Source organism: Paenibacillus gallinarum (assembly GCF_014836635.1).
In the GTDB taxonomy this organism is placed as follows: Bacteria; Bacillota; Bacilli; order Paenibacillales; family Paenibacillaceae; genus Paenibacillus; species Paenibacillus gallinarum.
On record NZ_JACSQL010000002.1, the window covers coordinates 668,937 to 691,127 of the forward strand.

Here is a 22,191-nt window from a genome sequence, read left to right on the forward strand (position 1 = left end):
GTCCGGGTTCCCGGGCTATTTTTCTCCTTCTTTGAAGCCTTCTCCATGGACATCATGCACCTCATTAATAATGAGGAATGCTTTCGGATCAATGGATTTTATAATCTGATGGAGTTCTCTAATTTCTTGTCTAGAAACAACAGAGTACACAACATGCTTTGCCTTTTTTGAGTAGGCACCAATCGCTGGAATAAGCGTAACCCCACGTTCCATCTGTATGGTTATTTTATCTGCAATTTCAGGCCCATAATCACTAATAATCGTAAAGGCTTTTGCAGCGTATGCCCCTTCTTGAATGAAGTCAATGACCTTGGAGCCAATAAATACGGCTATGAGCGTATAGAGGATTTTTTCAAGAGGTATGTAAATAAGGGAAGACCCAATAATAACAATATCAATAGCGAGCATAACTCGTCCGATACTGAGCCCCGTTTTTTTTGACAGAATTCTGGCGATGATATCAGAACCCCCGGTTGTCCCCCCTGCGCGGAACACAATTCCTAGACCAAGACCAATGGTAACGCCCGCATACAATGCGGCAAGCAAAAGATCATGTTCTGTTTGCAAAGGAACGATATAGCCTGCATCAATTAATCGTTCGAATAAAGTGAGGAAAATGGTTAGAGCGACAATTCCGACACCGGTATAAATGATTTGCCTTCCGCCAAAAACTTTCCATCCGAGCAGAAACAGCGGGATATTAATAATGAGAGTAGAAATGGAAGGTGAAATACCAAAAGCATAATTTAGAAGCACGGTAATCCCTGTGACTCCGCCTTCCATCAATTGATTGGGAATAATAAAATACAGGAGACCGAACGCAAAAATGGCGGTGCCCAAAAGGATTGGTACAATGATCTTAAGTTGCTCTGTAATCTTATTCATTTGAATGAATCCCTCACTAGTATTAGATTTGCCTGGATGCTCAAATGTAGTATGCCTTTTTGATGGGATGTTTAAAAAATGATTTGTTTTCACTTTCTCAATACGTTAACATATGGATGAAGTGAGTTGTAAACATTGGTTAGTAAGGAGTATGCTCACATGGAAAAAACTTTATTAGAAATGCAAAAAGAAGTGGACGATTATATCTCCCAATTCAAAGAAGGTTATTTCAGTCCGCTGACGATGCTCGCTCGAATGACGGAAGAAGTCGGGGAACTTGCTCGTGAAGTCAACCACGAGTATGGAGAGAAACCTAAAAAAGCAACGGAAGCGGATAATTCCATTGAATTGGAGCTTGGAGATATTTTGTTTATTACCATTTGTTTTGCCAATTCGCTTGGAATTGATCTAACCGAAGCTCATGATAAAGTGATGCACAAATTTAATACGCGGGATAAGGATCGCTGGACGAAAAAGGACACCGATTAGGCCATTCTTACATATGCTGTACTGACCGACGATACGGGAGGTGCAAGCTAACGTGAATGCTGACCACTACATTCAAGAAGCGTATAAAGCCATATTTCATAATGACTTTGAACGGGCTGTTTACTGGTTTGAAACTGCGATCGCAGAAGAACCAAATAATCCGGAAATTCATTATCGCTGTTCAATTACGTATGCTCGTAACGGAAAGCTTGATCTGGCTTTTGTTCATGCGAACAAAGCAGCTGAGATGGCACCGGGGCATATCGAATATCTCATCCACATTAACCGTCTCCAGTCCAAAAAGCTGACTGCCATGTCTCGTGTTCTCATTGAGTCGGGAAATGCAGATCCGAAGAAGAATTACGAAAAGGCACTGGAGCAATTAAAACAGGCGATCACGCTGGATCCACTTCATACAGAAGCGTATGTATGGCTCGCAGTTGCTTATGCCGAGATGAATGATTATATACTGGCTATTGCTGTATTAAAGGAAGCAATCGCAATGGAACCGCAAAATGAACAATTAACAGATCTGTTGCACGATTTTAATAAACGGATGAGAATATATTTCCAGAAACCATCAACCTAGTTAATCTAAGGAGTGTTCGTTTTGGCTGATAAAATTAAAGTTATTGTTGTAGGTGCAGGGGGACGCATGGGGCGCGAGGTTGTTAAACTTGTGCTTCAGGATGAGGAATTAGAACTTGTTGCTGCAGTGAACCGCTCTGAAGCAGGTACGGATGCCGGCAAACTGGTAGGACTTGAACCTTGCGGGATCATCGTTATGGATCAGCTTGAAAAAGCGCTGAGTCAGACCGATGCTGATGTCATGGTTGATTTCACAACGCCTCAGTATGCTTATGAGCATACCTCCCTGGCCATTTCTCATGGGGTTAGACCTGTAATGGGGACAACAGGTTTTACGACCGAACAGATTAAGGAACTGGACAAGCAATGTGAAAAACAAGGGATTGGCGGCTTAATCGCACCAAATTTTTCAATTGGAGCTATTCTGATGATGAAATTTGCAGCGCAAGCAGCAAAGTATATGCCAAACCTCGAAATTATTGAATATCACGGAGATCAGAAACTTGACGCACCATCAGGAACAGCTGTAAAAACAGCAGAGATGATCGCAGAGAATCGTAAAGAAATACGCCAAGGAAATCCAAAAGAAGAAGAAACAATAGAGGGATCACGCGGCGGGTACTATAATGGTTTCCGTATTCATAGTGTTAGACTTCCGGGCGTCTTTGCGCAGCAAGAAGTTATTTTTGGTGACTTTGGACAAACGCTGAAGATTAGACACGACTCCTATGAGCGTGCTGGTTATATGCCAGGCGTTAAGATCGGGATTCAAAAAGTAATGGAGTACACTGGGATGATTTATGGATTTGATCATTTTATAGACTAGTTGTTTTGCAAAAAGCCTCAATTTATAGACACAGGGAGAGAACAGATATGTTAAAAATTGCTTTTATTGCTCATGACCGTAAAAAGGATGAAATGGTTAACTTTGTAACAGCATATGAACACGTATTTGTTGGACACCAGCTTTATTCAACGGGGACAACTGGAAAACGTATTATGTCAGAAACGAATTTAGAAATTCATCGCTTCATGTCAGGCCCGCTTGGCGGTGACCAGCAGATTGGTGCTTTAGTTGCTCAAAATGAGATGGACTTAATCATTTTCCTGCGCGATCCATTAATGGCACAGCCGCATGAACCGGATATCAATGCGTTACTTCGCCTATGTGATGTCCAAGGAATTCCACTTGCCACTAATGTAGCTACGGCTGAAATTTTGGTAAAGGCACTCGATCGTGGAGATTTCGCATGGCGTCAGCTTGTACATAAATATAAACCAGGTACCGACGGTACCCATTCCGAAGTGTAATACGGAAAAATCTCTATTCTTATGTAAAAGGAGGCCCTTCTTTGAGTCAAGCGGGTAAAAACTTAAAAATCGGGATTACCTGTTATCCGTCTCTAGGCGGTTCGGGTGTCGTAGCAACTGAGCTTGGAAAAAGGCTCGCCGAAAGAGGGCATCAAGTTCATTTTATTGCGAACAGTATACCTTTTCGACTTGGACAATTCCAAAAAAATATATTTTATCATGAGGTGGAAGTGAACGATTATTATGTCTTTCGCTACCCTCCTTATGACTTATCTTTAGCCACCAAAATGGCTCAAGTAGCAAAAGCACAGCAGCTTGATCTGCTTCATGTACATTATGCGGTACCTCATGCGGTATGTGCCTACTTGGCTAAACAAATGGTACCGGATGATTTAAAAGTAGTGACAACCCTGCATGGAACCGATATTACAGTACTTGCACAGGATGAATCGCTCAAAGACTTGATTCAGCTGGCTATTAACAAAAGCGATGCAGTAACGGCTGTCTCAAACGATTTAATCAGGGAGACAAATGAACTGCTTGATATTACGCGGGATATTGATCTTACGTATAATTTTGTGGATGAAAAAGTGTATTATCCTAGAGAAGTCTTGTCCCTACGGAGAGATTATGTGAGTGATCAAGAGAAGGTACTCATGCATATTTCTAACTTCCGTCCAGTGAAGCGAACCCTGGATGTCATTGATGTGTTTGCAAGAGTTCAGCGAGAGCTTCCCGCGAAGCTCATACTCGTTGGTGAAGGACCCGACTTACCTAAAATCCAATGTAAAATCCAGGAACTCGGTCTATCTGAAAAGGTTCTCTTTCTCGGAAAACAAGATGATGTAGCTCAAGTGATTTCGATGGCTGATCTATTGTTGCTTCCATCCGAAAAGGAAAGCTTTGGGCTTGTTGCTCTTGAAGCAATGGCTTGCGGTGTACCAACGATCGGATCTACGGCGGGCGGAATTCCTGAACTTGTATTACACGGTCAAACAGGGATGTTATCCCCGATTGGAGATACAGAACAAATGGCAAAAGATGCTGTCCGCTTGCTTACGGATGGTGAACTTATGAATAAATTCAAAAAGGCTTGTCTTGAAAGAGCAAGCGTTAACTTTAATATTGATAAAATAACGGAGCAGTATGAACGAATTTATGATCGGGTACTCACACAGAAACCGGCATCAATTTTATAAAAAAACTGTGTGGATGAGGTTCGGTAAAAGGAGTAAGTAGGAATGAAGAACTGGAATTATACGCTTCCAGCGATGGCCGCTGGTGGAGAACAAGTACTACAAAAACTAAACGACCATGGTTACGATGCCTTTTTTGTTGGTGGATGTGTGCGGGACGAGCTTATGCATAGAACGGTTACGGACATGGACATTACGACTTCGGCAACGCCTGAACAGGTTATTGCTCTTTTTCCGGACTCCATTCCTACCGGGCTTCAGCATGGGACGGTTACGGTGCGAAGTGATGGATATCATTATGAAGTAACGACTTTTCGTACCGAGAGCGGTTATGAAGATTTTCGCCGCCCGACCGAAGTTCATTTTGTGGATCGAGTAGAAGATGATCTGAAACGAAGAGACTTTACGATGAATGCGATAGCCCGTAATGTTAAGGGCGATTTGCTTGATCCCTTTCACGGTCAAGAAGATATTAAGCAAGGCCTTGTTAAGTGTGTCGGGATCGCAGAAGAAAGATTTGAAGAAGACGCCCTTCGCATCATGAGAGGCGTTCGTTTTGCTTCGGTTTTTAATTTTGAACTGGAAACAGACACGTGGTTGGGGATGATTGGCCAGCGTGACAAACTCGCATATATAGCTATGGAACGAGTTCGTACGGAGATGGATAAAATGATGGCAGGTCCTTTTCCTTCTAAAGGTGTTCAGCTTCTGATGGACAGCCGCATCTTAGAATATGTGAAGGCGCCAATACGTTTGACTTCATTGGATCGAAACCTTACCGGATACTTGGATGAACTTCCGCAGCATGCAGTTTATCGATATGAAATGATGCTGTTGTTACTTCAAATAGGTTCTCCTGATGCCAATACTTTACTTCGTGAATGGACATTTTCAGGTGAAACACGTGATCGAATAACAAATATGTTAGCCTTTCATGAGCATGTTATGAGTTTATTTGAGGAACTCGCCTTAAACATGGAGCAGATGGAGAAAACAGAACTTTTCAATTTGCTGCGTGCAGACTGGATACCTCTTGTCCTCCGGTTTGGAAGAGAAGCGGCTCAAGACTGGATTTTGATTAATAGGAAAATAGCAATAGAAGAGGTACTATTCTCTTCTGCGTATAACAATCTTTGTCCTTTGCTTCTTCAGAAAGCGGAAGATTGGACTACGGAAATGAATGTATATCATGTAAAAGATCTGGCACTCGGAGGTGCTGACTTGATGAGAGTCACAGGGCGCAAGGGCGGGCCTTGGCTCGGTTTAACCATGAAGAGACTTTTACATGAAGTAGCACTTGGACAGATCCCTAATGACCATGATTCTCTAATAGATGCAGCGAAGAAGGTGATTGAAGATGAAGTTTAAATTGTTGCTCGATTTATTTGATGAAAAATCAAATGATTTTCTTTCCGGGGAAGAAATCAGTAACCGATTATCCATCAGCAGAGCAGCGGTATGGAAGCAAATTAACCAACTGCGAGAGCTCGGTTATGAATTTGAAGCGGTGTCTCGTAAAGGATATCGTTTATTGTACAAACCAGATCAATATGAGCATAAGGATCTTATGCAAAATATAAACACAGCCGTTTTTGGAAGCAGGCTTCATCTTTTGGAATCGACTTCCTCTACGCAGATCGAAGCAATCAAGCTTGCAGAAGAAGGAGCTGAAGCAGGAACTCTGGTGATTTCGGATATGCAGACCAATGGGCGAGGGCGTCTTGGACGCAACTGGTTCTCTCCTGCTGGAAAAGGCATCTGGATGAGTCTTGTTTTACGTCCGGAACTGCCGGTTAGATTTATGCCTCAGTTAACGTTGTTAACAGGCGTAGCGGTATGCAGTGCGATCCGAAAAGTTACGGGAGTGGAAGCTGGGCTCAAATGGCCAAATGATATTTTGGTGAACGGCCGTAAAGTGTGCGGTATTCTTCTCGAAGCAGCTACCGAAGATAACAAGGTAAGGTATTGTATCGCTGGGATTGGCATCGATGTTAATTTGTCTGAACTAGATTATCCGGAAGATCTGCGAAGTATTGCTACTTCCTTGAAAATAGAATCGGGAACTTCTGTATCCCGCTCAAGACTGATCGGTGAAGTAATGAATCAACTCGAAGCGAGATATTTGCAGTATGAGAATGAAGGATTTGCTCCGATCTTGAAAGAGTGGGAAGCCTTATCGGCTTCTATAGGGAAACAAGTGCGTTCTGTAACGTTGAACCAGGTAATCGAAGGAACGGCAATCGGTTTATCCGACAGCGGAGGACTTATGGTTTTGACGGAGGAAGGAAAGAATTCTACTATTTTTTCGGGTGAAGTGGAGATAATACAATAAGGACAAGAGGCCGAATAAACATGAGTAGATATTTTATGACTTCTTCACCAATGAAAGAATGGTTCATCCTGTATGCTTTAGATTAATTATTCCGGGGCATAGACATTTGATCTTTTTTTGGTATACTTTCTTCTTGAGGCGGTATTAAATTAATGCAATTTGAACTGCACTCAATAAGTTAGTCTGCTTTAAAAATTATTATTTTATAGGTTTGTTGGATTCTGCTCTGAGCCGAAGAGGACCGAGACAGAAGGGACGATCGTTAAGTGACTCTTTTTTGACTTTTGGGACCTTTTTAGTGACAACTAAAAGGTTTTTTTTGTGTTCATCATCTAAACCTCCGGGGCCCAGCTGATGAGAATCCGTAGGACATTTCACATTTTTTCAACATTCTAGACTTACGGTCGATATCAGAAACAGAAGGGAGCCACATCGAAATGGCTGCAGTTAAAAAACCACTTAATATTGTTAAAATGAAAAAAATGAAAGAAAATAAAGAACCGATCACAATGGTGACTGCTTACGACTATCCTTCCGCGTTGCTTGCTGAGGAAGCGGGAGTAGATATGATTCTTGTAGGAGATTCACTTGGTAACGTTGTGCTTGGATATAACTCGACAATTCCTGTAACACTCGATGATATGGTTTACCATAGCCGCTCTGTTGCACGTGGAGCTGAGCATACGTTTATTGTTGCCGATATGCCTTTTATGACGTATCACGGCAGTATTGACGAAAGCTTGCGCGGTGTTCGCAGATTAATGCAGGAAGGGCATGCCCATGCCGTGAAACTGGAGGGTGGAGCTGAGATTGCGGACACGGTTCGTACCATTGTTTCCTCAGGTGTTCCTGTTCTCGGACACATTGGACTCACGCCTCAGTCTGTGAATCAAATTGGTGGATTCCGAGTACAAGGAAAAGACGCACAAGATGCAAGACGATTGCTCGAAGACGCCAAGGCTTTAGAAAAAGCGGGTGCTTTTGCAGTTGTACTGGAACTGGTAACCGAAGAAGTAGCGGAAGCAATCTCTCGTGAACTTAGCATTCCGACGATTGGTATTGGTGCAGGACGAGGGTGTGATGGGCAAGTTCTTGTGTTCCATGATATTGTTCAGTATGCTTCTCCTTATATTCCGAAACGTTTTGTTAAAACGTACAGTGATGTAGGTTCCCTCATTCGTGAAAGTATTGCAAATTACGTAAAAGAAGTAAAAGAGAAATCTTTCCCGGCTGAGGAGCATGTATTTACTGCAGAAGACGGTGTCGTTGAATCGCTGTACGGAAATCGTAAAGCAAAGGTGGACAACTAAGATGATTACCGTACGTGGTATTCAGGAACTAAGATCTCAGATCGCAGCAATGAAGAAGCAAATTTCCAAACCGGAAGTTACGGTTGGATTTGTGCCTACAATGGGTTTTCTGCATGAAGGTCACGCCAGTTTGATGAAACAAGCAAGAAATAAAACCGATATTGTGGTACTAAGTATTTTTGTGAATCCGATTCAGTTTGGTCCGAATGAGGACTTCGAAAGTTACCCGCGAGATGAGAAGAGAGATCTTGCAGTAGCTGAAAAAGAAGGAGTAGATATTGTATTTATTCCTACAGTCAAAGAAATGTATCCTCAGCCAACGAAGACGACGATCCAAGTCTCTGGTCTGACAGAACGCCTATGCGGTGCTTCTCGCCCAGGTCACTTTGACGGGGTAACAACCGTTGTCGCCAAACTTTTCAATATAGTACAGCCCGATTACGCATTTTTTGGCATGAAAGACGCTCAACAAGTTGCAGTGCTGACGCAAATGGTTACTGATTTGAATATGCCTGTAACGATTGTTCCTTGCCCAATCATGAGAGAGAACGATGGGCTTGCCCTAAGCTCCCGTAACGTCTATTTAAGCAGCGAGGAGCGTACACAGGCTCTCTGCTTGTCACGTTCGCTTTCCCTTGCTGAGAAAGCAAGTAGAGAACGTACTGATATCACCATCGGTGAGCTTCGCAGTCTGGTTACTGCGGAGATTAAAAAATCACCAGCTGCGGTAATTGACTATGTGGAGATTTTGACATTTCCCGGTTTACAACCTCTAGGTGAGAAGCAGCAGCTTAATGATCTAGAGGATGTGATTGTGGCATTAGCCGTAAAGTTCGGCAAAACTCGTCTGATCGATAATCATCGTTTACAGAAAGTGAAGGTGTTCTCGCATGTTTAGAACTTTAATGAAATCGAAAATACATCGTGCAACCGTAACGGAAGCGAATTTGAATTATGTAGGAAGTATTACCATTGATCGCGATCTAATGGAAGCAGCGGATATTTTTGAGAATGAGAAAGTACAGATTGTGAATAACAACAATGGAGCAAGACTAGAGACTTATGTTATCCCTGGCCCGCGCGGTTCGGGAACGATCTGTCTCAATGGAGCAGCAGCACGTCTCGTGCAGCCGGGAGATACCGTTATCATTATCTCTTATGCGATGATGGATGCAGCTGAGATGGCAAGTCATAAGCCGACTGTCGTATTTGTTAATGATGCGAACAAACCGGTTCAAACCGTTCAACAGGAAGTTCACGCCACGATCATGTAATCCATGGGAATAAGGAATGAAAACTGCCCTTTACGCAGAAAATGTGATTAGGTTACTGCACTAATCCATTTTACCGAGGGTGGGATGCAAGCCATGTTCCAACATTTATTCGCCGAAATGAATGATGCGCTCGATGAGATTGAGAAGTATTATTCTGTTGCACCTGCCGTTAAGAAACAAGAGATGTTACGAAAGTGGAATTTGCTAAAACAGATGAGTGATGGAATTATGGATGAATGGATGTCATTTGAAGAAAAGATGGCTCGAATACGGGAAAGCGGTTTGTTCCGCGGGACTGATCCCTTCGCCATGATTCCAGAACTTAAGCTCCAATCTTTTGTCAAAGGACAGGGTTATTTCAAGCTTCTCATGTATAGCCACGCGGCTGAAGAATTTAACAGAGTCGTTGAATTGTACCCGGAAAGTTTAATGTCTCGTCTGTATTTAGCTGTGTCGTATCTTCATTTAGAAGAAACACATGTCGCCGCAAAGGAACTGAATCGAATTTTGCTGAACAGCGATCAGCCTAGGTTAAAAGCGCTGGCATATAATGCACTTGGCTGTATCCATGCCAAACATACGGATCTCGAGAAAGCTCTTTCCTGTTTTGCACTTTCTCTAAAGCTTGATCCAAGTTTGCAAGAGCCGCTGTACAATCTGGAAGCGTGCAGATCAAATAGCGGAAAACTCCATTATGGAACCCAATTGCTTGCTCTCTCCTAGAGAAGCATCAAAATGCAGTGCATCAAAAAGGCGATGTCTCTTTATTTGGCATCGTCTTTTTTTGTGTCTAATGTTCAAATGTCTTTTTTTTTGCTATGCTACTAAAGAGACTGGATGAAGGGAACGTTTAATTGTAATGAAATTTGCTGTGCTTGATTTTGAGACAACAGGTACCCAGTCTGACGGTGAAATCACCCAGGTTGGACTTACCATAATAGATCATGATTTAAGTATAAAAGAGACATATAGCTCTTATGTCAATCCCGGCGTTCCCATTCCACCTTTTATAACTGGACTTACTGGAATTTCGGACGACGATGTCAAAGATGCACCTCATCTTGAAGAAATGATGATGGAACTTGTTCCATTGCTAAATGACGTTGTATTGGTTGGTCATAATGTAGCATTTGATTTTTACTTTTTGCAAAATGCGTTAGATCGATGCGGATACCTGCCATTTACAGGCCGTATTTTGGATACGATGGACTTTTTGAAAATTTGTTTTCCTTCGCTTTCCTCTTACCAGCTAGGTTATGTTTCATCTGAATTTGGATTTGAACATGACAGACCGCACCAAGCGGATAGTGATGCACTGGCGACCGCCCATGTATTTCTTAAAAGCATCGAAGAACTGAGAGGCTTACCTTTAATTACACTGCAGCGCCTTACAGATCTTTTTCCTGCAGAGGAAAGTGATTTCGGCTGGTTTTTGGATGGACTGCTGGCAGAGAAGGAAAGCGAGCCGATTCAGGATCTGGACAGCCAGAAATACTATAGGCAACTTGCGCTTGCCATTGATGATTGGTCTACGATTGCTCCGCCACGGGACGAACGTGCACCGAATCCTTTGGAGAATGAATCGTTTAGCGAGTACATGGAGAAGATTCAGCAGAATTTAAAAGAAAAACTTCCCAACTATGAACAAAGAGAAGCGCAGAATATGATGTTTGATGAAGTTAACAAAGCACTTTATGAAGACAAGCATTTATTAATTGAGGCGGGAACAGGAACAGGTAAATCACTTGGATATTTGTTGCCTTCTATTTACCAAAGCGTAAAGCAGGAGACCAAGGTTACGGTAAGTACACACACTATAAACCTGCAGGAACAATTGCGAGAGCGTGATCTGCCTCTGTTAACGAAAGTCGTTCCTTTTCCTTTTAAAGCTGCGATCTTCAAGGGTCGTGGACATTATCTTTGTCTGCGTAAGTTTGAACAGAAGCTGAATAATAAAGAATTTGCTACACCCAAAGAAGATGTGTTTACTGCTGCTCAGATGCTCGTCTGGCTCACGCAAACAGAAACCGGAGATGATGAAGAACTAAACTTAAGCCACCGGGGAACAGATTTCTGGGAGACCGTGCAAAGTGAGTCTGAATCCTGTTTAGGACGGAGCTGTCCGTGGTTTAAAAAATGTTTCTACCATCGTGCACGTCATGAAGCGGGGATTGCAGATGTTGTGATTACAAATCACTCCAAACTGTTTACGGATGTGAAAGCTAGCCATCAACTGCTTCCAAGTTATGACTATCTAGTTATCGATGAGGCTCATCATCTAGAAGACGTAGCTGGTAAACATCTAGGGATGCATATGAAATATTTCTCAGTGGTCCATACGCTAACAAGACTGTTTAAGGATAGCCGTAACGGGCAATTTCCTGCACTTCGTCAACAGATCAATCAGTCAGGACATGAGAAATACGTGGAATGGACTTCAGCTATTGACGAGTTGTTTCCATTTGCCCTGGAAGCGAAGGAAGAATGGGATACGCTGAGTGATATGTTATTTAGGCTGTTACCAGAGAGAATGGATGCTGCACCAGGAGATTCTGGACAGTTTTCACTAAGGCTAAAGCCGCAGGCTAAGCCAAAAGCATGGGACAAAATCTCAAAACATGAAAATCAGTTTTATGTCACAGTAGGCGAAATGGTACGCAAAGCAGATAAGCTGCTTGGAGAAGTGAGAGAAGAATTAGACGATTATGCATCAGATAGTCTGATTACGGATATTACGGGTCTTGTCAGAGACTTAGCAGAGCAGAGGGATAATCTCAGACTCTTTATGCGGCTTGACGATACAGGCACCGTATACTGGCTTGAAGCAAGCGGTCAGTTTAGAAGTAAGTCTCTTCAGCTGTACGCAGTCCCTGTCGATGTAAGTTCACATTTGAAGGAACTATTTTTCGATAAAAAACACAGTGTGATTTTGACCTCTGCTACCTTATCTGTAGACAAGTCGTTTCAGTTTATGATCGATCAACTAGGACTATCGGAAGCGCAGGAAAAGGGCAGACTGATGACGTCCTTACTCCCATCACCATTCAATTATCGGGATCAGGCACTTCTCGTCATTCCGCGGGATTTTCCAAGCGTAAAAGGAAGTGTAGGGGATGATCACTTTGTAAGTATGCTTGTGACTTCACTTGCAGAGACAGCGAAGGCAACCAAAGGTAGAATGTTAGTGTTGTTTACGTCTTATCGTATGCTCAGACAAGTCCATGAACCTCTAAAAGAAGCACTTGCAGCAAGTGACATCACTGTGCTTGGACAAGGGGTAGATACAGGCAGCCGAACCAAACTTACACGCCGGTTCCAAGAGGCTAAGGCTTCTGTTTTGCTCGGAACAAGCAGCTTCTGGGAAGGCGTAGATATTCCAGGTGAAGCTTTAACGTGCCTTGCGATCGTGCGGCTACCTTTCCAGCCGCCTAGCCATCCAGTGGTGGAAGCGAAAAGTGAACTTTTGGAAAAAGAAAAGAAAAATCCTTTTATGAAACTTTCTGTTCCGCAGGCAGTGATCCGGTTCAAACAAGGGTTTGGACGGCTTGTTCGCACAGCAAATGACAGAGGGATCGTTATTGTTTACGATACAAGGGTTATTGAATCTTATTACGGAAAGTACTTTTTGTATTCCCTGCCAGGTCCAAAAATGGAACATATGGTTACGGAGAAGATGGTTCCAAGAATTAGTGAATGGCTGACGGAACATGAAATGAATAAAGAAACATACTGAGATAAGAAATTGTTTTTGATGTAAGGGGGAGTTCACAATGAAGTCGGATAAAATTTCAGAGGCAGTCGTTCGCCGGCTGCCCGTTTATCTGCGTTATTTGCAGGAGCTGTACAAAAGAGAAGTTACAACGGTATCATCTCAAGAACTCGGACTTAAACTGGATCTGAATCCAGCACAAATCCGCAAGGATTTAGCTTATTTTGGTGATTTTGGACGGAAGGGAATCGGATATGATGTCGCTTATCTTATTGATAAAATCCGCCAAATTCTCAAAATTGATCAAGTCATTAATGTTGCTCTCGTGGGGGCAGGTAATCTCGGACAAGCCTTGTCTAACTATAACCGCTATGTAAAAGACAATATGAAGATTGTTGCTGTATTTGACTCGTATGATAAAAAGATTGGAACGATGATTAATACACTTACAGTTCAGCCAATGGAAGAGTTACAGAATACAGTGAAGGAACGTAATATTCGGATCGGAATCATTACGGTACCTGATTTTGAAGCTCAGCGTGTAGCGGATTGCATGGTTGAAGCAGGTATAGAGGCTATACTTAATTTTGCGCCTATTATTATCAAAGCTCCGCCGCATATTCGGATTCACACGGCTGATTTCACAACCGATCTATTAAGCCTTGCTTATTATCTTGAGAGCGAAGAAGGAAAGGAAGAAACAGAAGATGACAAGTCATAAATGGCTTATTAAGAATGGACAATTTGCAGTTAGTGACCCAGAATGGCGAATTGTTAAAGGTTATATGCTTGTAGAGAATGATAAGATTTCCTACATAGGCGAGAAACTCCCTGAGGGTGAAGAAGAAACAACAGCTTTTGACGGGAAAAATCTACTCTTTATTCCCGGTCTGATCAATACACACGGTCATGCTGCAATGTCACTTCTGAGAGGTTATGGGGATGATCTCGCACTTCAAATTTGGCTTCAAGAGAAGATGTGGCCAATGGAAGAGAAATTCACAGCAGACGATGTATACTGGGGAGCGTCCTTGTCAATCCTTGAGATGATTAAAGGGGGTACAACCGCTTTTCTTGATATGTACGATCAAATGAATCAAGTAGCTAAGGTAGTAGAGGAGTCGGGTATACGTGCAAGCCTGATGCGCGGTGTTATTGGATTTGGTTCAGATGAACTGCGAGCTTCTAAACTTGCGGAAGCGACTTCTTTTGCTAAGGAATGGAACGGACAAGCGAGTGGCAGAATTACCACGATGCTGTCTCCTCACGCACCGTACACCTGTGGCCCTGAGTTTATTGAAAAATTTGTTCAGGCAGCACATGATTTGGACCTACCGCTCCATACGCACATGTCTGAAACCAAGGCAGAAGTAGAGCAGAATGTGAAGGATTATGGACTCCGTCCGGTTGCTCATTTAGAAAAATTGGGCTTTTTCTCACGTCCATCCCTCGTGGCGCATGCTGTTCATTTAACTGATGAAGAAATTGAGATTCTTGCTAAATATAATGTTGCTGTAGCGCACAATCCAGGAAGTAACTTGAAACTTGCCAGCGGTGTAGCTCGAGTTCCGGATCTACTAAAGGCTGGGGTTGTTGTATCGTTAGCAACGGATGGACCTGCGAGCAATAATAATCTGGACATGTTTGAAGAAATGCGTCTAGCTGCTCTTATTCATAAAGGAGTCTCTGGTGACCCAACGGCTGTTCCAGCGACAGAAGCTCTTCGTATGGGAACAGAATATGGAGCAAAATCGATCTACGTTGAGGATACGGGGACGCTTGCAGTAGGCAAGAAAGCAGATTTTGTAGCGATTGATTTAGATCAGGCGCACTTTTTGCCGTATTCAGATTTGATCTCTCATGTTGTATACTCTGCAAGTGCTAAAGACGTCAAACATGTATGGGTAGATGGCAAACAGTTGTTAAAAGATGGAGAAGCTCTTACTTTAGATGAAGAACGTATTAAACGAGAAGCAGAATCTGCATTTAAAGGACTGAAAGCCCGCTAACGGACGAAGGGTGAGAAGGGAGTCCCGCCTTGAGGAGAAATCGAAAAAAATGGATATACATTAGTATTCTTACGGTATTACTAATCTTATTTGGGATTTATCAATTTTATGTTTACGTAATGAAAGATCAGTGGGCGGAAAGAGACCTGGCGGTGTCGATTGCAGAGCAACAGGCGCAGCTTACGTCCGTTACAAAAACACAAAAGTCGGTTTGGGGAGAAGATTCGATTTATTGGACGATAGAAGGACTCAACAACGAGAATAAGCCGATTATGGTCTGGGTCCAGTTCGGATTAGATCGTAAGCCAATTACTGGAGAAAATAGTGTTCATACCGAACTCATTGATAATAGTATTTCTGAAGATGAAATGTACGCCAAAATCGCTTCAGAGTTAGGCAATATTGAGATTATTCATTTGCAGCCAAGTTACTACAATAAAACGTATGTATGGCAGCTCTTTTATAAGCAAGAGGGCAAATATGTGTATCGATTCTATCAATTTAGTGATGGAACCGAAATAGGTAATGGATATCAATTGCCTGATTAATTAGCAAAAGTTGATATAACAAATAAACCCCGAATGAACTTAATCAAGTTCATCGGGGTTTTTATTATTAGTAAGATAGAAAATATTTCATAGTTTAGATTTCATGCTTACAGTATGTTATGCTATATTTATAGATTTTATTTACAGTAAAAAGACGAAAAATAAGGGAGGTTGTCACTTGAAATTACGTCCCATTCCAATAGCAGTATCTTTGTTCGTTACTGCAACACTGCTGTTTGGCGGTTGGTTTGTGTACCGTCAGGTGGCCATGTTTAAACCTATTGAAAAATTGGTTTCAGCATATGAAGGTGTCAACAATGTTCAAATAGATATTACCCCAAAGGAAGTGAATTTGAATCTTGATTTGGAGCCTCAAACGAATCTGAGGGGTCTAGTTGAGCTTATTCATACAGATGGAAGTCAGTATATTAAAGGGAAAAAACTAAAACTTGACGTAAAAAATCATTCTACAGAGGAACTCGATGAATTTTGGTCAAGCGCCTTGTTTACGGTAGCAGAAGCAATGGAAACTAGACAATATACTCAGATTCCAGAAGAACTGCAGAAAATGAGTGATGGCAGCATACAAGTAGATTACGATATGGATGATCAAAATGTGTACGTGAGTCTATCAGATGGAGAGGCAAGCAAGTTTATTATTTTGCCGAGACAGTCGGCAACGATGGGGGTATGGCCAAATGCCTAAATGGACCAAAGAAATCTTGATTGGCGCAACGCCCGTCATTTTTTTGTTTCTCGTCTATATTGGGGTTAATGTAGTTCCTTTATTGCTTATGGGGCTTCTTGTTGGAGGTGTTTTTCTTCTCATGCAGATGCGCGGCGGCCTGACCGTCGGTGCAAGCAGTGAAAGAAAGCGAAAAAAGGCAGGTCCGCCGAAGCTCACTTTTGAGGAAATAGGCGGTCAAGATAGTGCGAAACAGGAGCTTAGAGAGGCACTTGATTTTCTAATCAGACATGAGGAAATACAGAAATTTGGTATCCGTCCCTTGAAAGGAATTTTGTTAACCGGCCCTCCGGGAACAGGTAAAACACTCATGGCCAAAGCAGCTGCACATTACACGAATTCCGTGTTTATTGCTACATCGGGCAGTGAATTTGTAGAAATGTATGTAGGTGTGGGTGCGGGTCGTGTTCGGGAGTTGTTCCGTGATGCGAGAACGCGAGCAGCCAAGGAAAATAAAGAAAATGCAATCATTTTTATTGATGAAATCGATGTTATTGGCGGGAAGCGAGAAGGCGGGCAACAACGTGAATACGATCAGACCCTGAATCAGCTTCTGACAGAAATGGATGGAATCTACACATCCGACGCACCGCGCATTTTAATTATTGCTGCAACCAATCGTAAAGAAATGCTCGACAGTGCGCTACTTCGTCCAGGACGTTTTGATAGACATATACAGGTGGACTTGCCGGATAAAAAAGGACGCAGACATATTCTTGAACTGCATGCCAAAAATAAGCCGCTTGATAAAAACATTAACATGGACAAAATTGCGGAAGAGTCCTATGGCTTCTCTGGTGCGCAACTGGAAAGTTTAATGAACGAAGCAGCGATTTATGCGATGCGGGATGATAGTCAGTATATTTCGCAAAAACATCTATCCATGGCTATCGATAAGGTGATGATGGGTGAAAAAACAGATAGAGAATCAAATGAAGACGAGAAAAGACGGGTAGCAGTACACGAATTAGGACATGCGATTGCGGCAGAAGCCGTACGTCCGAATAGTGTTGGCCAGGTTGCCTTAAGTCCGCGTGGACAAGCACTAGGGTATGTAAGACATAACCCGCAAGAAGAACAATACTTATACACTAAAGAGTTTTTAGAAGCTCAAATTATGATTGCGCTAGGCGGTGCAGCAGCAGAAGAGATTTACTACGGGGGCCGTAGTACGGGTTCGAGAAATGATTTTGAGCAAGCGTTAGATATTGTTAAAACAATGATCAGCTCTGGACTTACGGAACTCGGGATTGTGCATCTTGAGATGGTCTCACAGACCGAAATGATGAAAGAAAACTCAGCTATATTAAATGACCTTTTCTCCCGTACAAAACAGCTGTTGATCGATCACGGTCCTATCTTTGATCAATCATTAAGCATCCTGCTTAAAGAAGAAGTGTTATCTGGTGATGAATTTCGCAAATTATTCAAAGAAAGTACATTATTGCCAGCATAATCTATGATGCTGGTTATTTTTTTTTACTTTTGTTTCGTGCTAAGATATTATTAGATGTTGGGTCATAAAATGTATTTTTCGACAAAGAAAAATACAAAATATTACTAGAGACCAAGAAAGGGATGGAGCAGTAACCATGTTGTTTAAAAAAATAGGAGTTATCGGCGGAGGTACAATGGGCCAAGGTATAGCAGAAATGCTTGCAGCCAAAGGCCTCGACGTCTTGCTCGTAGAACAAACCCCTGAGAAATTAGATCATTCAGTAGAAATGATTGAAACAGGACTTGATAAGAAATTAGAGAAATGGGCTATCACCCAAGCAGAGAAGAAATTGATCTTGTCAAGAATCCATAAAACGACAAGTTATGAGGAACTTTCTGTTTGTGATTTGATCATAGAGACCATTACGGAAGATCTGGAAGAGAAAAAAGTTCTCTTTAGAAAACTGGAAGAAGCAATTGGTAAAGATATTATTCTGACTAGTAATACTTCTACTCTTAGCTTAACTGAGCTTGCAGGTTCCATTAATTCGCCTGAACGTATGATTGGACTACACTGGACACATCCGGTTTCCAGCATTGATATGGTTGAAATTATTCGCGGTCTTAAAACTTCTGATGAAACGTTTGAGGCAACAAAACAGTTTGTAGAAGAAGTGCTCGGCAAAAAAGGCATCATGGTTTATGAGTCCCCTGGATTTGTTACTTCTCGTCTGATCTGCCTTCACATTAACGAAGCTCTTCATCTGCTTGAAGAGGGAGTTGCTTCTGCAGAAGATATCGATGAAGCGGTACGTATTGGTTACAAATTCCAACATGGGCCGCTTGAAATGGCGGATCGTTTCGGACTTGATTCTGTTCATGCAGCACTTGAGGGTATGTTCCGCGAGTTTGGTGAACTGAAGTATAGACCATCTACTGTTTTGAAAAAAATGGTTCGCGCTGGACAACTCGGCGTAAAAACAGGAGAGGGCTTCTTCAAGTACGACAAGGATGGTGACCGAGTATGAAAATTTTAGTTATCAACTCAGGGAGTTCTTCTCTGAAATACCAAGTGTATGACATGACGAATGAATCTGTTCTTGCAAAAGGACTTGTAGAACGGATTGGTATGGATTCTTCAATTTTGAATCACAAACCAACAGGTAAAGAAGAAATTACAGAAGTTAGCGAAATTCTTGAGCACACAACTGCTATTCGTAAAGTGCTGGACAAATTGACTCATGAAGTTCACGGTGTAATGAGTTCAATTTCAGAAATTCAAGCAGTAGGTCACCGCGTAGTGCACGGCGGGGAAGCTTTTAAAGAATCGGCACTCGTAACGGACGAAGTAAAAGCTGAGATCCGTCGTCTGATCGATCTTGCACCGCTTCATAACCCAGCTGCGATGATGGGAATTAACGCAGCAGAGCTAAATATGCCGGGTATTCCGCAGGTTGTGGTATTTGATACTGCATTCCATCAAACGATGCCTGAACACGCATACCTGTATGCTATTCCACGTGTTCTTTATAACAAGTACAAAGTACGTCGTTATGGTGCACACGGTACTTCCCATGATTTTGTAAGTAAAGCAGCTGCTGAATTCCTTGATCGTCCGATCGAAGACTTGAAGATTATTACTTGTCACGTAGGTAACGGGGGGAGTTTAACGGCTATTAAGAATGGAGTTTCTGTTGATACTTCCATGGGAATGACACCTCTTGAAGGTTTGATGATGGGAACACGCAGTGGTGACCTCGATCCAGCAATCGTTCCATATGTAATGAACAAGGAAGATCTTACGATTAACGAAGTAAATTCCATGTTGAACAAACATAGTGGATTGCTTGCCATCTCCGGCATCAGCAGTGACATGCGTGAGATTACAGAAGGAATGGAGAAAGGTGAAGCTAACTCTACACTTGCTTTCAATATGTACGAGTATCGTCTTCGTAAATACATTGGTTCCTATGCTGCAGCGATGAATGGTGTTGATGTGATCGTCTTTACAGCAGGGGTTGGAGAGAATTCCGTTGTACTTCGTCAGCGTGTTCTGGAGCAACTGACTTATCTTGGTGTTGAAGTAGACGAAGAACTGAATAAAATCCGTTCTGGTGAACCACGCCGTATCTCTACAGCAAATTCCAAAGTAGAGGTTCTCGTGATTCCAACGAATGAAGAACTTGTGATTGCACGCGATACACATCGTATTGTAGGAGCAACTCAATAATTAATATTATAAGCAGGGAGAGATCGGAATGAGCACGAAAAGTGACATTCGCAATGTCAGCAGGCATGTTGGAGAGACAGTAACGATCGGTGCTTGGATCAATAACAAGCGCTCCAGCGGTAAAATTCAATTTTTACAGCTTCGCGACGGTACAGGCTATATCCAGGGAGTTGTAGTGAAGAGTGAAGTTTCTGAAGAAATTTGGAACGACGCCAAAAGTCTTACTCAAGAAAGTTCACTTTATGTAACAGGAGTGGTTCGTGAAGAGCCGCGCAGCCAGTCTGGATATGAACTTACGGTAACAGGAATTGAAATTATTCATTTAACTGAAAATTATCCAATTACGCCGAAAGAACACGGTGTTGATTTCTTGATGGATCATCGCCACTTGTGGCTTCGTTCGAACAAACAGCGTGCAATTATGGTGATCCGTGCGGAAATTATTCGTGCAGTTCAGGAGTATTTTGATACGAATGGATTTACGATTGTAGATCCTCCAATCCTGACACCTTCTTCTGCGGAAGGAACAACCAACCTGTTCCACATCAAATACTTTGATGAGGATGCATACCTGACACAAAGCGGCCAGCTTTATATGGAAGCAGCTGCAATGGCTCTTGGTAAAGTGTATTCCTTTGGTCCTACTTTCCGTGCAGAGAAATCCAAAACTCGCCGTCACTTGATTGAGTTCTGGATGATTGAACCGGAAATGGCATTTGTGGATCATGAAGAAAGCTTGCGTATTCAGGAACAATTCATTTCACACGTAGTACAATCGGTAGTGAAAAACTGCCGTAAAGAGCTGGAAAGCATCGGCCGTGATATCTCCAAACTTGAGAATATCAAAGCTCCATTCCCGCGTATTACGTATGATGAGGCAATTACATTCCTGCAAGGAGAAGGTTTTGATATTCCATGGGGTGAAGATTTTGGTGCTCCTCATGAAACAGCGATTGCCGAAAAATACGACAAACCTGTATTCATTACTCACTATCCAGCAGGAATTAAAGCTTTCTATATGAAACCAGATCCGAACCGTCCAGAAGTGGTATTGTGTGCAGACATGATCGCTCCGGAAGGATACGGCGAAATTATCGGCGGGTCCCAGCGTATTGACGATCCGAAACTGATGGAAGAGCGTTTTGAAGAACATAATCTTTCCCGTGAAGCTTATCAGTGGTACTTGGATCTTCGCACTTATGGATCTGTTCCTCATTCCGGATTTGGTCTTGGACTTGAACGTACAGTAGCTTGGATTTGCGGACTTGATCATGTACGTGAAACGATCCCATTCCCACGCACACTGTATCGTCTTTATCCGTAAGGACCATAGGAGGTATGTAAATGAGCGAACCAGGTGAGGGTACATGGGTGAAAGGTATTGCTTACGGGATGTCTATGGGGAGCGTTCAGCTCCCTTATGCACTGCTCCGTTATTACACCCGGCTTGGTTTGTCAGATGGAGAAATGCTTCTAATTCAACATCTGATATCATTTCAACAGCTGGAAGGAAATGATTTTCCAACGCTGGAGGAATTGGCAGTTCGCATGAACATACCGCCGGAACAGGTTGCTCGTGGCTTGCAAAGGCTGATGAGAGATGGTTTTGTTAGTATAGACGAGGATTTGGATGAAGCGAGTGGCATACAATATGAGCGCTATAATGTGCTTGGATTATATGTAAAACTTGCGGAATGTCTTCAGGAAGAATCATCTTCTCCAGCTGTTGCTCGAAAATCAGCAGCATTACCTTATCAGCAGTATTCAAGACAAACGATGGAGGAAGTCGAAGAACGTAACATGTTTCGGGTTTTTGAGAATGAGTTCGGCAGACCTCTTTCTCCCATGGAATATGAAACAATCTCCGGCTGGATCGATCAGGATCGATACCCTGAAGAGTTGATATTGCTTGCTCTGAAGGAAGCTGTGTTTGCTGGGAAAGTTCATTTCAGATATATTGATCGTATATTACTGGAATGGAGCCGCAATAGGGTTAAGACAACCGAGGATGTAAAAGCATACGCCGCCCGTTTCCGTAGTGGTGGACGTTAATCATATAAGTAATGTAAGGCACTCCTTTAAGGGGTGCCTTTTTTTGCTCTTTTCGCGATAATAAGAATAAAAGATT

22 protein-coding genes are annotated in these 22,191 nt (G+C 42.4%); 21 read left to right on the top strand and 1 reads right to left on the bottom strand.

The annotated features are described in order from the left end of the window. Nucleotides 1-15: 15 nt before the first annotated feature. A complete protein-coding gene (locus H9647_RS08345) occupies nucleotides 16-885 on the bottom strand; it encodes a YitT family protein (protein WP_225229130.1) in 870 nt (289 codons plus the stop codon). A 159-nt stretch (nucleotides 886-1,044) separates the two neighbouring features. Here H9647_RS08345 and H9647_RS08350 point away from each other — a divergent pair, with 159 nt between their 5' ends. The 21 genes from H9647_RS08350 (at nucleotide 1,045) to H9647_RS08450 (ending at nucleotide 22,115) form a co-directional block, all read left to right on the top strand. Then, the gene (locus H9647_RS08350) at nucleotides 1,045-1,374 is read left to right on the top strand and encodes a nucleotide pyrophosphohydrolase (protein ID WP_191799271.1); all 330 of its coding nucleotides are present in this window, start codon (nucleotides 1,045-1,047) and stop codon (nucleotides 1,372-1,374) included. Between the two features lie 52 nt (nucleotides 1,375-1,426). After that, nucleotides 1,427-1,963, top strand: coding sequence for a tetratricopeptide repeat protein (locus tag H9647_RS26130; RefSeq protein WP_191799272.1), 537 nt, complete (start codon nucleotides 1,427-1,429; stop codon nucleotides 1,961-1,963). A gap of 21 nt (nucleotides 1,964-1,984) precedes the next feature. Then, complete coding sequence (gene dapB, locus H9647_RS08360) at nucleotides 1,985-2,788, top strand: 4-hydroxy-tetrahydrodipicolinate reductase (RefSeq protein ID WP_191799273.1); 804 nt, start codon at nucleotides 1,985-1,987, stop codon at nucleotides 2,786-2,788. Nucleotides 2,789-2,835: 47 nt separating this feature from the next. Further along, entirely contained in the window at nucleotides 2,836-3,273 is a 438-nt protein-coding gene (gene mgsA / locus H9647_RS08365; RefSeq protein ID WP_191799274.1) for a methylglyoxal synthase, read from the top strand. 41 nt (nucleotides 3,274-3,314) lie between these two features. Continuing rightward, the gene (bshA, locus tag H9647_RS08370) at nucleotides 3,315-4,472 is read left to right on the top strand and encodes an N-acetyl-alpha-D-glucosaminyl L-malate synthase BshA (RefSeq protein ID WP_191799275.1); all 1,158 of its coding nucleotides are present in this window, start codon (nucleotides 3,315-3,317) and stop codon (nucleotides 4,470-4,472) included. Between the two features lie 42 nt (nucleotides 4,473-4,514). Then, on the top strand, nucleotides 4,515-5,837 hold the full coding sequence (locus H9647_RS08375; RefSeq protein ID WP_191799276.1) for a CCA tRNA nucleotidyltransferase: 1,323 nt from the start codon (nucleotides 4,515-4,517) through the stop codon (nucleotides 5,835-5,837). Further along, a complete protein-coding gene (locus tag H9647_RS08380; protein ID WP_191799277.1) occupies nucleotides 5,827-6,801 on the top strand; it encodes a biotin--[acetyl-CoA-carboxylase] ligase in 975 nt (324 codons plus the stop codon). The genes H9647_RS08375 and H9647_RS08380 overlap by 11 nt, the downstream gene beginning before the upstream one ends. Before the next feature lie 437 nt (nucleotides 6,802-7,238). Then, on the top strand, nucleotides 7,239-8,111 hold the full coding sequence (gene panB / locus H9647_RS08385; RefSeq protein ID WP_191799278.1) for a 3-methyl-2-oxobutanoate hydroxymethyltransferase: 873 nt from the start codon (nucleotides 7,239-7,241) through the stop codon (nucleotides 8,109-8,111). Nucleotide 8,112: 1 nt separating this feature from the next. Then, nucleotides 8,113-9,009: a pantoate--beta-alanine ligase gene (gene panC, locus H9647_RS08390; RefSeq protein WP_191799279.1), complete on the top strand. Its 897-nt coding sequence runs from the start codon at nucleotides 8,113-8,115 to the stop codon at nucleotides 9,007-9,009. Further along, the gene (gene panD, locus H9647_RS08395) at nucleotides 9,002-9,385 is read left to right on the top strand and encodes an aspartate 1-decarboxylase (RefSeq protein WP_160033195.1); all 384 of its coding nucleotides are present in this window, start codon (nucleotides 9,002-9,004) and stop codon (nucleotides 9,383-9,385) included. The genes panC and panD overlap by 8 nt, the downstream gene beginning before the upstream one ends. 93 nt (nucleotides 9,386-9,478) lie before the next feature. Beyond that, the gene (locus tag H9647_RS08400) at nucleotides 9,479-10,108 is read left to right on the top strand and encodes a tetratricopeptide repeat protein (RefSeq protein ID WP_191799280.1); all 630 of its coding nucleotides are present in this window, start codon (nucleotides 9,479-9,481) and stop codon (nucleotides 10,106-10,108) included. 136 nt (nucleotides 10,109-10,244) lie between these two features. Beyond that, nucleotides 10,245-13,118 carry an ATP-dependent DNA helicase DinG gene (gene dinG, locus H9647_RS08405; protein ID WP_191799281.1) on the top strand — a complete coding sequence of 958 codons (2,874 nt, stop codon included), beginning with the start codon at nucleotides 10,245-10,247 and terminating at the stop codon, nucleotides 13,116-13,118. A gap of 37 nt (nucleotides 13,119-13,155) precedes the next feature. Then, complete coding sequence (locus H9647_RS08410; protein WP_191799282.1) at nucleotides 13,156-13,815, top strand: redox-sensing transcriptional repressor Rex; 660 nt, start codon at nucleotides 13,156-13,158, stop codon at nucleotides 13,813-13,815. Beyond that, nucleotides 13,802-15,103, top strand: coding sequence for an amidohydrolase (locus H9647_RS08415; RefSeq protein ID WP_191799283.1), 1,302 nt, complete (start codon nucleotides 13,802-13,804; stop codon nucleotides 15,101-15,103). Before H9647_RS08410 ends, H9647_RS08415 begins: the two co-directional genes overlap by 14 nt. Before the next feature lie 29 nt (nucleotides 15,104-15,132). Continuing rightward, complete coding sequence (locus H9647_RS08420) at nucleotides 15,133-15,651, top strand: cell wall elongation regulator TseB-like domain-containing protein (RefSeq protein WP_225229131.1); 519 nt, start codon at nucleotides 15,133-15,135, stop codon at nucleotides 15,649-15,651. A 178-nt stretch (nucleotides 15,652-15,829) separates the two neighbouring features. Continuing rightward, a complete protein-coding gene (locus tag H9647_RS08425; RefSeq protein ID WP_191799284.1) occupies nucleotides 15,830-16,357 on the top strand; it encodes a hypothetical protein in 528 nt (175 codons plus the stop codon). Then, nucleotides 16,350-17,852 carry an AAA family ATPase gene (locus tag H9647_RS08430; protein ID WP_191799285.1) on the top strand — a complete coding sequence of 501 codons (1,503 nt, stop codon included), beginning with the start codon at nucleotides 16,350-16,352 and terminating at the stop codon, nucleotides 17,850-17,852. Before H9647_RS08425 ends, H9647_RS08430 begins: the two co-directional genes overlap by 8 nt. A 136-nt stretch (nucleotides 17,853-17,988) precedes the next feature. Then, nucleotides 17,989-18,861, top strand: coding sequence for a 3-hydroxyacyl-CoA dehydrogenase family protein (locus tag H9647_RS08435; RefSeq protein WP_191799286.1), 873 nt, complete (start codon nucleotides 17,989-17,991; stop codon nucleotides 18,859-18,861). Then, nucleotides 18,858-20,063: an acetate/propionate family kinase gene (locus H9647_RS08440; protein ID WP_191799287.1), complete on the top strand. Its 1,206-nt coding sequence runs from the start codon at nucleotides 18,858-18,860 to the stop codon at nucleotides 20,061-20,063. Before H9647_RS08435 ends, H9647_RS08440 begins: the two co-directional genes overlap by 4 nt. Before the next feature lie 28 nt (nucleotides 20,064-20,091). Continuing rightward, a complete protein-coding gene (gene asnS, locus H9647_RS08445) occupies nucleotides 20,092-21,387 on the top strand; it encodes an asparagine--tRNA ligase (protein ID WP_191799288.1) in 1,296 nt (431 codons plus the stop codon). A 20-nt stretch (nucleotides 21,388-21,407) separates the two neighbouring features. After that, nucleotides 21,408-22,115, top strand: a complete 708-nt coding sequence (locus H9647_RS08450) for a DnaD domain-containing protein (protein ID WP_191799289.1) — start codon at nucleotides 21,408-21,410, stop codon at nucleotides 22,113-22,115. Nucleotides 22,116-22,191 lie beyond the last annotated feature (76 nt).

What these genes read in the sequence shown, in the direction of transcription:
- panB (WP_191799278.1), top strand. Translation starts at nt 7,239, where the DNA reads ATGGCTGCAGTTAAAAAACCACTTAATATTGTTAAAATGAAAAAAATG.
- H9647_RS08410 (WP_191799282.1), top strand. Translation starts at nt 13,156, where the DNA reads ATGAAGTCGGATAAAATTTCAGAGGCAGTCGTTCGCCGGCTGCCCGTT.
- H9647_RS08430 (WP_191799285.1), top strand. Translation starts at nt 16,350, where the DNA reads ATGCCTAAATGGACCAAAGAAATCTTGATTGGCGCAACGCCCGTCATT.
- panC (WP_191799279.1), top strand. Translation starts at nt 8,113, where the DNA reads ATGATTACCGTACGTGGTATTCAGGAACTAAGATCTCAGATCGCAGCA.
- H9647_RS08400 (WP_191799280.1), top strand. Translation starts at nt 9,479, where the DNA reads ATGTTCCAACATTTATTCGCCGAAATGAATGATGCGCTCGATGAGATT.
- H9647_RS08380 (WP_191799277.1), top strand. Translation starts at nt 5,827, where the DNA reads ATGAAGTTTAAATTGTTGCTCGATTTATTTGATGAAAAATCAAATGAT.
- H9647_RS08450 (WP_191799289.1), top strand. Translation starts at nt 21,408, where the DNA reads ATGAGCGAACCAGGTGAGGGTACATGGGTGAAAGGTATTGCTTACGGG.
- mgsA (WP_191799274.1), top strand. Translation starts at nt 2,836, where the DNA reads ATGTTAAAAATTGCTTTTATTGCTCATGACCGTAAAAAGGATGAAATG.
- dinG (WP_191799281.1), top strand. Translation starts at nt 10,245, where the DNA reads ATGAAATTTGCTGTGCTTGATTTTGAGACAACAGGTACCCAGTCTGAC.
- H9647_RS08435 (WP_191799286.1), top strand. Translation starts at nt 17,989, where the DNA reads ATGTTGTTTAAAAAAATAGGAGTTATCGGCGGAGGTACAATGGGCCAA.
- H9647_RS08345 (WP_225229130.1), bottom strand. Translation starts at nt 885, where the DNA reads ATGAATAAGATTACAGAGCAACTTAAGATCATTGTACCAATCCTTTTG.
- asnS (WP_191799288.1), top strand. Translation starts at nt 20,092, where the DNA reads ATGAGCACGAAAAGTGACATTCGCAATGTCAGCAGGCATGTTGGAGAG.
- H9647_RS08350 (WP_191799271.1), top strand. Translation starts at nt 1,045, where the DNA reads ATGGAAAAAACTTTATTAGAAATGCAAAAAGAAGTGGACGATTATATC.
- H9647_RS08375 (WP_191799276.1), top strand. Translation starts at nt 4,515, where the DNA reads ATGAAGAACTGGAATTATACGCTTCCAGCGATGGCCGCTGGTGGAGAA.
- panD (WP_160033195.1), top strand. Translation starts at nt 9,002, where the DNA reads ATGTTTAGAACTTTAATGAAATCGAAAATACATCGTGCAACCGTAACG.
- H9647_RS08440 (WP_191799287.1), top strand. Translation starts at nt 18,858, where the DNA reads ATGAAAATTTTAGTTATCAACTCAGGGAGTTCTTCTCTGAAATACCAA.
- H9647_RS08415 (WP_191799283.1), top strand. Translation starts at nt 13,802, where the DNA reads ATGACAAGTCATAAATGGCTTATTAAGAATGGACAATTTGCAGTTAGT.